Here is a 12,012-nt window from a genome sequence, read left to right on the forward strand (position 1 = left end):
TTGGCCGCACGCAAATGGCTGAGGCCGGTGGTGCCGGGGGCAAAGGGGGCCGCCCGACCGCACGTCCGGCGAAGCCGGGACACATCCGCCCTTTCGTTGTTCTTCCTGCGGGGCTGCAAAGCCTTTGGTCGAAAACGAGAAGGTAAGGAGAGTGCGAATGGTATCGGTCAGCGCCGGTTCACAGACCAGCATAAATACCGACGAACTCGGGGTGACCGGCATCCAGGGCGGTACGGTCACGGTGGCCACGCCCAACCAACTCGTCATCAGCTATGGCGACGGCCGGTCCACCGACTTCCGCGGCAATTTCACCTATGACGCGGCCAGCCAGACCCTGACCGGCGGCACCATCGCCAGCGTCACCAACGCCACGAACGGCGTTCCCGACCTGTCGGTGTCGCAGTTGAACCTGCCGGTCGCGACCGCACTGGGCTGGGCGGCGGCGGGAACCGATGCCGAAGCGATCCGCGATGCGCTGCTGAGCGGCAACGACAGCCTGACTGGCTCGGACTTCAACGACACGATGCGCGGCTACGCCGGCGACGACACCATCAACGGCGGTCGGGGCGACGACCTGCTGGATGGCGGCAAGAGCGTGAATATCATCGACGGCAGCGACGGCATCGACACGGTGGTCCGCCACGCCACGCGGGCCGACAGCGGTGCCGTAAAGCATGACGGCGAGATCTATGTGATCGACGCCAACGGCTATGATCGGCTGACCAACGTCGAGTTCATCCAATACACCGACCAGACGGTGGCCGGCGCTTCCGCCCCGGTGTTCGACGGCCTGTCCTATCTCGCCGCCAACACCGACCTTGCCGCGGCCTACGGTACCAACTCCGACGCCGCCTTCGACCATTACCGGTCTTTCGGATGGAACGAGGGGCGCACCCTGACCTTCAACGCCGCGGGTTACATCGCCGACAATCCGGACATCTTCGCCGCCTTCGGCACGGACACCAGCGCGGCGACCCGTCATTATATCGAGATGGGACGGCTGGAAGGCCGCCAGACCGACTTCAATTCCATGAGCTATCTTGCCGCCAACCCGGACCTGATCGCCGCCTTCGGCACGGACACGACGGCAGCGGCGCTCCATTATGCCCAGTTCGGCCGCAACGAGGGCCGGAACCTGGAGTTCGACGCCTCGTCCTATCTGGCGCGCTATCCGGATCTGCAGGCCGCCTTCGGCACCGATCTGCAGGCCGCGACCAACCACTATGTCCAGTTCGGCTACCAGGAGGGCCGCGACGCCTCGCCGCTCACCACCGGCACCGCCTTTGCCGCGGCCGATACGACGCAGCCGCACGCGGCGCTGTCGTTCGCCTGACGGAGAAAGGGCGGAGGATTATCCCCTCCGCCCTTTTCCTGCGTTGGAACATCGCCGGCTCAGGCGACGGCCGGCGGCATCAGTCGTGCTGGTAGATGTCCACGTCCTTGGTCTCGCGGACGAACAGCAGGCCGATCACCAGGGTCGCGGCGGCGATGACGATCGGGTACCACAGGCCGGAATAGATGTCGCCGGTGGCCGCCACGATGGCGAAGGAGGTGGTCGGCAGGAAGCCGCCGAACCAGCCGTTGCCGATGTGGTAGGGCAGCGACATCGAGGTGTAGCGGATGCGGGTCGGGAACATTTCCACCAGCATGGCGGCGATCGGGCCGTAGACCATGGTCACATAGAGGACCAGCACCGTCAGCAGGGCGACGACCATCACCGTGTCGATGCGGGCCGGATCGGCCTTCGGCGGGTAGTTGGCGGCCTTCAGCGCGTCGCCCAGGCCCTTGTCGAAGGCGGCGCCCACGGCCTTGGCGTCGGCCGGGGTGGCGGCGGTGGCGGGCCCGTGGCTCAGCGACACGGTGGTGTTGGCCTGCGGCAGGGCGGAATAGCCGGGGATGACCGTGCTGCCGACCTTGATCGACGCGACGGTTCCTGCCGGCGCCGCTTCGTTGGTGTAGGGGATGCCGCGCTTGACCAGCGCGCTCTTGGCGATGTCGCAGGAACTGGTGAACTGGCTGGTGCCGACCGGGTTGAACTGGAACGAGCATTCGTTCGGATCGGCGATCACGACGACCGGCGCGGTCGCGATGGCTTCCTCCAGCGCCGGGTTGGCGTAGTGGGTGATGCCCTTGAACAGGGGGAAATAGGTCAGGCAGGCCAGCAGCAGCCCGGCCATGATGATCGGCTTGCGGCCGATCCGGTCGGCCAGCGTGCCGAAGATCACGAAGAAGGGCGTGCCGATCAGCAGCGCCGCCGCGATCATCAGGTTGGCCGTCTGGGCATCGACCTTCAGCGTCTGGGTCAGGAAGAACAGGGCATAGAATTGGCCAGTGTACCAGACCACCGCCTGACCGGCGACGAGGCCGAACAGCGCGAGCAGGACGATCTTCAGGTTCTTCCACTGGCCGAAGGACTCGGTCAGCGGCGCCGTCGAATGCTTGCCCTCCTCCTTCATCTTCTTGAAGGCGGGTGATTCGTTCAGCATCAGCCGGATCCACACCGAGATGCCGAGCAGCACGATGGAGATCAGGAACGGGATGCGCCAGCCCCAGGCGTTGAAATCCTCCGCCGACATCGACACGCGGCAGCCGAGAATGATCAGCAGCGACAGGAACAGGCCGAGCGTCGCGGTGGTCTGGATCCAGGAGGTGTAGTTGCCGCGGCGGCCGTGCGGCGCGTGTTCGGCGACATAGGTGGCGGCACCGCCATATTCGCCGCCGAGAGCCAGACCCTGCAGCAGGCGCAGGACGATCAGGATGATCGGGGCGGCGATGCCGATCGAGGCGTAGTTGGGCAGGATGCCGACGATGAAGGTCGACAGGCCCATGATGAGGATGGTGACCAGGAAGGTGTATTTGCGGCCGATCATATCGCCGAGGCGGCCGAAGACCAGGGCACCGAAGGGCCGGACCGCAAAGCCGGCGGCGAACGCCATCAGGGCGAAGATGAAGGCCGCGGTCGGGTTCACGCCCGAAAAGAACTGCGCGGCGATGACCGCGCTGAGCGATCCGTAGAGATAGAAATCGTACCACTCGAAAACGGTCCCGAGCGAGGACGCGAAGATGACCTTCTTCTCCTCGCCCGTCATCGGTCGGACGGCATCAGCCGTCGAAGCCGCATAGGCCATGGTCTTCACCCTCCCAAGTGAATAATCCAGGACTGTGGTTGGTTTTTTGTGAGCGGCGCGTCGCGGCCATGCCGGAGAATGACCGAGTCCGCTTCTTGGTTGTTATGCAGATAGTTGTGCACGCGAACCATATGCGTCACCCCCGACCATGGTCGGGGGCCACCGGGACGCGGTATTGGGTTACGCTATCCTATTGTGCGGATTTCTCCGCCTGCCTGAACGGCCCTTACTGGAAAACCGGGGCGTACAACAGCCCGCCCTGTGTCCAGGGCCGGTTCACGCCGCGGTCCAGCTTGAAGGGGGAGCGGCTGCCGAGATTGCGGTCGAAGATCTCGCCGTAATTCCCGACCTGCACCACCGCCTGATAGGCCCAGTCCGGCCGCAGGCCCGCCTTTGCCGCCACCTCCGGCATGCCGGACAGCAGGCGCCGCATTTCGCTGCTGCCGGTGATGCGCTGGAAATTGGCGTTGGCGCCGGTGACGCCGGCATCGTCGGTCAGGAACAGCGCGAACATGACCCAGCGCACCGCCGCCATCCACATGCGGTCGCTGTTGGGCGTCAGCGGGGCCAACGGCTCGCGAGCGGCAACGGGAGAGGCCACGGGGGTGTCGGCGATTTCCAGCGCATCCTGCGGCGCGTCCAGCATACGCAGCGCCGTGGTCAGCAAGGCCCGGTCGGCGCTGACCGCCGCGCAGTCGCGGCTGAGGAAGGCCTCCAGCGTGTCGGGCCAACCCGGAAAGCTGCGGACTTTCCAAGGCCGCTTGCCGCCGGCGATCAGGGCCTCCAACTCGGCCTGGGTGGTGGTGCCGGCCGGCACGCAGACCGTCAGTTCGCCGTCCAGCGCCGACCGGCCGTCGGGCAGCCGCCACGCGGCGATCCCCTGCACGTCGTAGAAGATCGGCGGCCCGAAATCGACGGCATAGGTCGCATCGCGTGTCAGCGTCCACGAGGTCTGGGCGAAGGAGACGTCGACCTCGCCGGCGGCGACGGCGTCGAACTCCTGCAGCTTCGACAGCCGGCGGATCTCGATGGCGTCGGCCTTGCCCAGCACCGCGGCGGCCAGCGCCCGGCACAGATCGACCATGAAGCCGACCGGACGGCCGCCATCGTCGTTGGCGGCGAAGCCGGGATTGAAGGACACCCCGCAGCGCACGACCCCGCGCCGCTCGATCTCCGCCAGCACCGGCCGATCGCCGTTGCGTGCGGCGGCCGGGTCCGGTTGCGCCGCGGCGGCACCGGTGAAGTGCTGCAGTGCCAGCAGCAGGCCGAACGCGACGGCAACAGGCTTCGACCCCATCCTTCTCCCCTTATCCGACGGATTGGCTATGATACGCTGCGATCGTTCTCGCGCAAACGATGCGGGGCCAGAGAAGCAGGGACAGGAATGGCGGACGGCAGCGGGTCGGGGTCTGGCGGTTCTGAACCGGACAGGGCCGGGATGGTCAGGATCGGCGTCGGGGCGCGGCTGTTCGGCGCGCTCGCCTTCAACGGGCTGGTCGCCTTCCTGATCGGGCTCGGCGCCTACATCGCCTTCGACGGGCTGCATGCCGGCATCACCAAGGTCACGTCGGAGCAGTTCCCGGCTGTCGTCGCCTCCGCCAAGCTGGAGCGCCAGCACCAGCGGATCATGCGGACCCTGGAACAATTGGCTTTGTCCGAAGAGAATTTCGGACGCGAAACGATCAAGCAGGGGTTGGCCGACCAGTTGGACGGCTATGATCGCCTGCTGGCCGAGTTGGATTCGGCCGATGGCCGGCAGGCCCAGCGGATCGCCGGACTGAAGCTGCAGCGCGACGAGATCCTGCGGCTGCGCGACGCCATCGACCGCGGCGTCGCCGCCCGCATCACCGCGCGCCGCGCCTTGGCCGACCGCACCCGTGACGTGCGGCGGATGGCCGATGCCCTGGCCGAACCGGCGCTGCGCGGAGTAGAGGATGCCGGCGTGCAGCGCTGGCTGGCGATGGCGGAGCGGCTGCTGTTCCTGATCGCCTCCGTCCATCAGGCGGAGAACAGCTTCGCGCTCGCCCGGTTGGCCGACAGTGCGGCGGCGCAACTGGCGGCGCTGGACGGGTCGGTTCCGGCGGGGGGCGTGTCGGAGCGGCTCGCCCGCCTTGCAGAAGGCATGCGGTCGGTGGTGGAAGGCGACCGCTCCGTCTTCCGCCAGCGGCAGGCGGAATTGCAGGCGTCGGAAATGCTGAACGGGCTGGTCGACCGCGCCAATCAGGTGTCTCTGGTCAACACCGGCCTCAACACCGGCATCTTCGTCGAACAGACCAAGGCGGCGGAAGAAAGCCGCCAGCAGGTGATCGAGGTTTCCACCACCTACACCCGCCTGTTCTTCGCCTCGGTCGGCGTGGTCGTGCTGGGGATGGTTCTGTCGGTGCTGTATGTGCGGCGCAAGGTGCTGGCCCGGCTGTGGGCGGTCAGCGAGGCGATCCGCGACCGCACCGGCGGCGGCCGTGCCGAGGTTCCGGTGACCGGCGCCGACGAGATCGGCCAGCTTGCCCGCGCGCTGCGCTTCTACATCCAGGAGACGGAGGACAAGAGCGCGGCGCTCCGCCGCAACGAGCAGTGGCTGCGCACGGTGCTGGAAGCGGCGCCGGTGCCGTTGGTGATCTCCGGCCGAGCCGACGGGCAGATCCGCTTCGTCAACCGCCGTGCCGCCGACCTGTTCGAGGTGGAGGAGGCCGGCGACCTGCTGGGCCGTCCGGCCGCAAGCGTCTGGTATGTCCCGCAGGTGCGCGACGAGTTCGTCCGCGACGTCTTCTCCAGCGGCCTCGCCCTCGATGTGGAAACGGAGCTGGTGACCCAGTCCGGCCGCCGCCTGTGGGGCCTGCTGTCAGGCATCGCCTTTGAATTCCAGGGCGAGGAGGTGCTGCTCAGCTCGGTCGTCGACATCACCCGCCGCCGTGAAGCGGAGGAGCTGTTGCGGCGGACCCAGGCCTTCCTGGACGCGGTGATCGACAATGTGCCGAGCGTCCTCTACGTGCTGGACGGCGACAGCAGCCGTGTCCTGCTGTGGAACCGGGCGGCGGAGGATTGTTTCGGCACCCGCCGCGCCGACATCGAGAACCGTACTCTCGCCGAGGTTCTGGGGCCGGAGACCGGCCGGGCGCTTGCCGGCGGCGATCCCGGTTCCATGCGCTCGCTGGGGGTGGAGGAACTGGTGCTTCCCCGCAACGGCGAGAACGCCGTCTTTGCGTTGCAGCGCCATCCCTTCGAATGGTCGGGCGACGGGCGTTGCCGCATCATCTGCGTCGCCAACGACATCACCGCCTCGCGCCGGGCGCGGGAAGAGTTGCGGCAGGCCAAGGAGCGGGCGGAGCGCGCCGACGCCGCCAAGACGGAGTTTCTCGCCACCGTCAGCCACGAGATGCGCACGCCGCTGAACGGCATCCTCGGCCTGTGCCGGCTGCTGCTGACCGGGCAACTCCATGCCGGGGAGCGGCGCTATGCCATGTCGATCATGCGCTGCGGCCACGGGCTGCTCGATCAGGTCAACGACATCCTGGATCTGCGCAAGATCGAGGACGGCAAGCTGGACCTCGACCCCGCCCCCTGCGCCCTGCTGCCGGTGCTGGAGGAGGTCGTTGCGACGGTGGAAGGACTGGCGAACGAGAAGGGGATCGACCTCGACCTCGACATCGCGCCGGAGGTGCCGGAACTGGTGGTGGTCGACCGCCAGCGGCTACGCCAGATCCTGGTAAACCTCGTCGGCAACGCGGTGAAGTTCACCGAGCGCGGCGGCGTGGACCTGCGCGTCGAAATCGAACCGGCTCCGGAACGTTCCGGGTCCGGAGAGATGCTGCGTCTGGCTGTGCGCGACACCGGCATCGGCGTGCCGGCTGATCGCCGCGCCGCCATCTTCGAAAAACTGGAGCAGGCCGATCCCACCATCGCCCGGCGCTTCGGTGGCAGCGGGCTGGGGCTGGCCATCGTCCGCCATCTGCTGGACGCCATGCAGGGCAGCATCCGCGTCGACAGCGCGGAGGGGCTGGGCAGTGTCTTCACCGTCACCATTCCCTTGCAGCGGGTGATCGAGCCGGCGCTTCCCACCCGGCCCGGCCGTCTGCTGCCGATCAGCCGGGTGCGCTCGCTTGCCCTGCTGCTGGTGGAGGACGATGCGATCAACCGCGAGGTGGCGCTAGGCCTGCTGTCCGACGCCGGCCACCGGATCACCGTGGCGGAAACGGGGGAAAAGGCACTGGACCTGGCGACGCGTCGGCGTTTCGACGCCATCCTGCTGGATATCCGGCTGCCCGACATCGACGGGCCGGAGGTGGCGCGCCGCATCCGCGCTTTGGAGGATGCCGACCGTGCGGCGGTGCCCATCGTCGCGGTGACCGCCAACGTCTTCGCCGCCGACCGTGTCCGCTACATCGCCGCCGGCATCGATGCGGTGATCGAGAAACCGATCTTCCCGGAACGCCTGATGCACCTGCTGTCGAACGCCGTCGCCGCGCGATCCGATGAGGACGAGGACCCGGCGGAGGCGATGCCCGGGTCTGAAATGCCGTCCCGTCCGCTTGTGATCGAAGACGATGTGAACGAGGAGATTCTGGAGCGATACATCCGCTCCCTCGGTCCGGCGCGCTTCGCCACCATCCGCGGTCTGCTGCTGGACTCGGCGCAGGACGGTCTGCCCCGCCTGACCGCCCCCGACAGTTCCGACGAGGAGATCGAGGACATCGCCCACCGGCTTGCCGGCGCCGCCAGCCATTTCGGCCTGACCGCTTTCGTCGGCCTGATGCGTGCGGTGGAGGACGGCATGCGCGAAGGCCGCCGGGTGGAGGCGCAGGCCTTGGCCGCCACCGCGGAATCGGCGTTCAGCCGCGGACTTGCGGCGATGGACGCGGTGCGCGGAGTGCTGGAGGGGGTTTGAGGCGAGGGAAGTTAGCCCTCGCCTCACGCCGACTTGCTCACGCCCCCTTGGCGGCGCGATAGGCCTCCATCAGCTGGCGCCCGGCGGCGAGGATGCCCTCGCGATCGCCCTTCTTGACCAGGGTTTCGTCGACCAGCTTGCCGCCGGCGCCGACGCAGGCCACGCCGGCCGCGACATAAGACGCCACGGTGGTGGCATCGATGCCGCCGGTGGGGACGAAGCGGATGCCGGGGAAGACCGACTTCAGCGCCTTGATGTGCGCCGGGCCGACGGTGGAGGCCGGGAAGATCTTGATGGCGTCGGCGCCGGCGGAAATCGCGGCATGCACCTCGGTCGGGGTCAGGGCGCCCATCAGGCAGGCCACGCCATGGTCGCGGCAGGCGGCGGCCACCTTCGGCACGACGCAGGGCGAAACCACATACTTTGCGCCCGCCTTCACCACGTCGGCGACGGCGGCGGGGGTCAGGACGGTGCCGGCGCCGATCAGGGCGCCGCCCTCCGCCGACAGCTCCTCGATCAGGCCGACGGCGCCGGGGGTGGTCATGGTGATCTCGAAGGTGCCGTAACCGGCCTCGCGCAGCCAGGTGACGGCGGTGCGCGCCAGATCGGCGGAGCTGTTGCGGATGACCGGAACGACGCCGTAGGCGACGAGCTGGTCCAGGATTTCGACAGGGCTCTGGGTGGCGGACATCAGGATTCCTCGGATTTCTTCAGGATGATCGGGGATGCGGAGTTTGAAAGGGATGGCGGCCGCTCCGGCACGCGGTGGTGCCCGGCCAGGACCGCCTTGATGCGGGCCAGTCGGCGGTCGAGGCCCGGCGGGGCCTGCAAACCGACGGCGACGGTCAGCACGTCGATCAGCGCCAGTTGCGCCAGCCGCGACGCCATCGGGGTGTGGACGGCGGTATCCTCGTCGACGTCGACGGTCAGGCGGATGTCGGCGCGCTCGGCCAGCGGAGTCGCCGACGCGGTGATGGCGATCACCGTGGCGCCGCCGTCGCGCGCGATGGCGGCGACGTCGAAAATCTCGTCGCTGGTGCCGGTCTTTGAAATCGCCAGCAGGGCGTCGCCGGGGCCGAGAGTCGCCGCAGCCATCGCCTGAAGATGGGCGTCGGTGCTGGCGGTGACCTGAGGCAGCAGGCGGAACAGCTTGTGATGGGCGTCCAGCGCCACCGCGCCCGAGGCGCCGACGCCGACGATCTGCACCCGCCGGGCCCGCGCCAGCACCCCCGCCGCCTTCTCCAGCGCCATGCTGTCGAGCCGGCCGCGCAAGCGGACCAGCGCGTCGATGGAGCGGTTCAGCACCTTTTCCGCCGCACTGGCGACGCTGTCTCCGGGGGTGAGGTCGCGCACCAGCGGGGTCGGGCGTTCGCTGACCTCCTCCCGCACGGCGGAGGCCGCCAGATGCTGGGCCAGCGAGATCTTGAATTCCTGGAAGCCGCCGAACCCGGCGGAGCGGCAGAAGCGCAGGACCGACGGTTCACTGACCCCCGCCTTCCCGGCCAGCTGCGCCAGACTGTCGCGGACCGCGGCCTCCGGATCGGCCAGAACGGTGCGGGCCACCGCGGCTTCCGCGCGGCGCAGGCTGTCGAGGGACGAGGCGATGGTGTCCAGCATTTGGGGGGTCAGCGCGGCTACCGGGAAACGAATGTAGTTTTACTACAGATTCGTCGCTTTGTCGACCCGTCTGTGGAGCAACGCTACATTTCGTTCGCGCACCCAGCGCCGGAAGCTGTCCCGGGAGGATGGGCGCGACGCCTCCTCTCCCGGGGCTCTCAGCGGATTTTCGATCCGCCTTATGCCGACCGCACCTGACTGAGGAAGCGGTCGATCTGCTGCTGAAGGTGCCCGGTCTGGGACGAGACCTCCTGGGCCACCGACAGGACCTCCTGCGCCGACTGGCCGGTCTGGCCGGCGGCGGTGCGGACCTGACCGATGTTCTGGGAGGCCTGGGCGGTGCCGCCCGCCGCCTGCTGGACGTTGCGGGCGATTTCCGACGTGGCGGCGCCCTGTTCCTCCACCGCAGCGGCGATGCTGGCGGCGATGTCGTTCAGCCGGCCGATGGTCAGGCCGATGCTGCGGATGGCGTTCACCGCCTCGCCGGTCGCCTGCTGCATGGCGCCGATCTGGCCGGCGATCTGCTCGGTGGCCTTCGCCGTCTGGCTGGCCAGCTGCTTGACCTCCTGCGCCACGACGGCGAAACCCTTGCCGGCCTCTCCCGCCCGCGCCGCCTCGATGGTGGCGTTCAGCGCCAGCAGGTTGGTCTGGCCGGCGATGTCGGAGATCAGGTCGAGCACGGCGCCGATGCGGCTGGCGGCCTCGTTCAGTTCGCGCATGGTGCTGTCGGTGCGGTCGGCCTCGTTTGCCGCCTTGGCGGCGATGGTCGCCGACTCGGTCACCTGCCGGGCGATCTCGCTGATCGACTGCGACAGCTCATGCGCGGCCGATGCGGCGCCGTCGACGTTGACCGACGCGGTTTCCGCCGCCTCGGCGGCGCTGCCGGCCTGACGGGAGGTGTCGTCGGCGGTCGCCACCATGCCGGCGGCGGTCTGGTGCATCTGGGTGGCGGCGGCGGACACCGTTTCCACCACCGTCTTCACGCCGTTCTCGAACTGGTCGGCCAGCGACAGCATGGTCTGGCGGCGTTCGCCGGCGGCCCGCTGGCGTTCGGCCTCGGCGGCGGCGCGGGTGGTTTCCACCTCGCGCGCGGTGTCGCGGAAGACGAGCAGCGCCGCCCCCATCTCCGCGATCTCGTCATGGCCGCTCAGCTTGATCTCGGCGTCCAGGTCGCCAGCGGCGATCCGGCCCATGCCGGTCTTCAGCTCCATCATCCGGCGGATGACGATGCGGCCGATGTAGAGCCAGACCACCAGGATCGACACCAGGATGCTGGCGACGGCGACGGCGATCTGCATCAGCCGGCTGTTGTCCAGCATACGGGTGGTGGCGCCGCTGGCCTCGGCGATGTTGCGCTTCTGGCCCTCGACCAGGGTGGCGATTCCCTTGGACAGGGTGGTGGTCAGGGCGTGGTTGCTCTCCAGCAGCTGGATGAAATAGCCCTGGATCAGCAGTTCCTTCTGCCGAATGGTGACCAGCGAGGTCTCGCCGACCGAAAAGCCGTTCAGCAGCTCCGCTTGCTTGGTGGCGACGGCGGCCAGCCGTTCCGGCAGTTCCTTGGCGCTGTTGACCAGCCCGGCCAGCGAAACACCGACACGGGTCTCGATGATGGCCAGCCGCTGCTCGTCGCTGGTGCTGGCGGCTTCCATCAGCATGTTGCGGACGTTGGCCGCCTCGGCCGTGACCGTCGCCAGCGGCTTCTTCTCGGTCGTGATCTTGGACAGGGTGGCGGCCGCCTCGCGCAGCGCAGCGGGGTCGGTGTCGGTGTCGGACAGGGTGGTGCGAGCCTGCTCCTCGTCGTTGTTGAGGACGGACGTCCAGGGGGCGGCGAATTTCTGGATTTCCGCTTCGGCCGCCATGACCTTCGGCAGCATCGCCGTGCGTTCGGCAGCGAGCGCCACCCGTTCGGCCGCCGCCTGGTCGAGCTGCACCAGGTTGTTGAGCAGCCCCTGCGACGCCTCCTCGATGGCGGCGAGCTGGTCCCCGGCGGAGCCGGTGGCCCGCAGCCGCGAAAGCCGGGCGTTGAATTCCTCCTTCGCCGCGCCGACTCGAGCCGACACTGCTTCCCGCGCGGCGGCATCGGTGGCCGAGGTCAGGGCCGGGGCCAGCGCCACCAGCCGTTCGGCCTGCTGCGCCACCGCCATGCCCTCGGTCATCGCCGGCACCGCTTCGCCGACGATGGCGTCGATGGTGGTGCGCACATTCGCATAGCCGATCAGCGCCACGGCGGCAGCCACCAGCGTGCCGGACAGCACCACGCCGATGGCGATCATCAGCTTGGCGCGCAGGCCGGAATACCAGGCGCCGCCCTTGGCGGGCCCTCCCTGGAGCGTCATGCTCCGGCTATCGTTCGTCATACCGTCCTCCCCCCATCGGTGCTCTCGG

At 68.5% G+C, this 12,012-nt stretch carries 7 protein-coding genes; 2 read left to right on the forward strand and 5 right to left on the reverse strand.

The annotated features are described in order from the left end of the window. The first annotated feature begins 157 nt into the window (after positions 1-157). Positions 158-1,333: a calcium-binding protein gene (locus PWS46_RS28060; RefSeq protein ID WP_434624715.1), complete on the forward strand. Its 1,176-nt coding sequence runs from the start codon at positions 158-160 to the stop codon at positions 1,331-1,333. A gap of 79 nt (positions 1,334-1,412) precedes the next feature. On the opposite strand, the gene PWS46_RS28065 is transcribed toward PWS46_RS28060, so the two are convergent. Both PWS46_RS28065 and PWS46_RS28070 read right to left on the reverse strand, forming a co-directional pair. Further along, a complete protein-coding gene (locus tag PWS46_RS28065; protein ID WP_434624717.1) occupies positions 1,413-3,128 on the reverse strand; it encodes an MFS transporter in 1,716 nt (571 codons plus the stop codon). A 226-nt stretch (positions 3,129-3,354) separates the two neighbouring features. Continuing rightward, complete coding sequence (locus PWS46_RS28070) at positions 3,355-4,425, reverse strand: transporter substrate-binding domain-containing protein (protein WP_434624718.1); 1,071 nt, start codon at positions 4,423-4,425, stop codon at positions 3,355-3,357. Positions 4,426-4,566: 141 nt separating this feature from the next. On the opposite strand from PWS46_RS28070, the gene PWS46_RS28075 reads away from it, so the two are divergent. After that, positions 4,567-8,010 (forward strand): ATP-binding protein, encoded by a 3,444-nt coding sequence (locus PWS46_RS28075; RefSeq protein ID WP_434624720.1) that lies wholly within the window; start codon positions 4,567-4,569, stop codon positions 8,008-8,010. Positions 8,011-8,047: 37 nt separating this feature from the next. Here the strand turns inward: PWS46_RS28075 and PWS46_RS28080 are convergent, their stop codons facing one another. The 3 genes from PWS46_RS28080 to PWS46_RS28090 all read right to left on the reverse strand — a co-directional run bounded on the left by PWS46_RS28080 (position 8,048) and on the right by PWS46_RS28090 (position 11,984). Next, positions 8,048-8,701 (reverse strand): bifunctional 4-hydroxy-2-oxoglutarate aldolase/2-dehydro-3-deoxy-phosphogluconate aldolase, encoded by a 654-nt coding sequence (locus PWS46_RS28080; RefSeq protein WP_434624722.1) that lies wholly within the window; start codon positions 8,699-8,701, stop codon positions 8,048-8,050. Next, positions 8,701-9,627, reverse strand: a complete 927-nt coding sequence (locus PWS46_RS28085) for a MurR/RpiR family transcriptional regulator (protein WP_434624724.1) — start codon at positions 9,625-9,627, stop codon at positions 8,701-8,703. Before PWS46_RS28085 ends, PWS46_RS28080 begins: the two co-directional genes overlap by 1 nt. 179 nt (positions 9,628-9,806) lie before the next feature. After that, the gene (locus PWS46_RS28090; protein WP_434624726.1) at positions 9,807-11,984 is read right to left on the reverse strand and encodes a methyl-accepting chemotaxis protein; all 2,178 of its coding nucleotides are present in this window, start codon (positions 11,982-11,984) and stop codon (positions 9,807-9,809) included. Between the last annotated feature and the right edge of the window lie 28 nt (positions 11,985-12,012).

Source organism: Azospirillum sp. B2RO_4, from assembly GCF_051124815.1.
Lineage (GTDB): Bacteria > Pseudomonadota > Alphaproteobacteria > Azospirillales > Azospirillaceae > Azospirillum.

Coding starts and splice junctions, on each gene's coding strand:
- PWS46_RS28060 (WP_434624715.1), top strand. CDS start 158: ATGGTATCGGTCAGCGCCGGTTCACAGACCAGCATAAATACCGACGAA.
- PWS46_RS28065 (WP_434624717.1), bottom strand. CDS start 3,128: ATGGCCTATGCGGCTTCGACGGCTGATGCCGTCCGACCGATGACGGGC.
- PWS46_RS28075 (WP_434624720.1), top strand. CDS start 4,567: ATGGTCAGGATCGGCGTCGGGGCGCGGCTGTTCGGCGCGCTCGCCTTC.
- PWS46_RS28080 (WP_434624722.1), bottom strand. CDS start 8,701: ATGTCCGCCACCCAGAGCCCTGTCGAAATCCTGGACCAGCTCGTCGCC.
- PWS46_RS28085 (WP_434624724.1), bottom strand. CDS start 9,627: ATGCTGGACACCATCGCCTCGTCCCTCGACAGCCTGCGCCGCGCGGAA.
- PWS46_RS28070 (WP_434624718.1), bottom strand. CDS start 4,425: ATGGGGTCGAAGCCTGTTGCCGTCGCGTTCGGCCTGCTGCTGGCACTG.
- PWS46_RS28090 (WP_434624726.1), bottom strand. CDS start 11,984: ATGACGAACGATAGCCGGAGCATGACGCTCCAGGGAGGGCCCGCCAAG.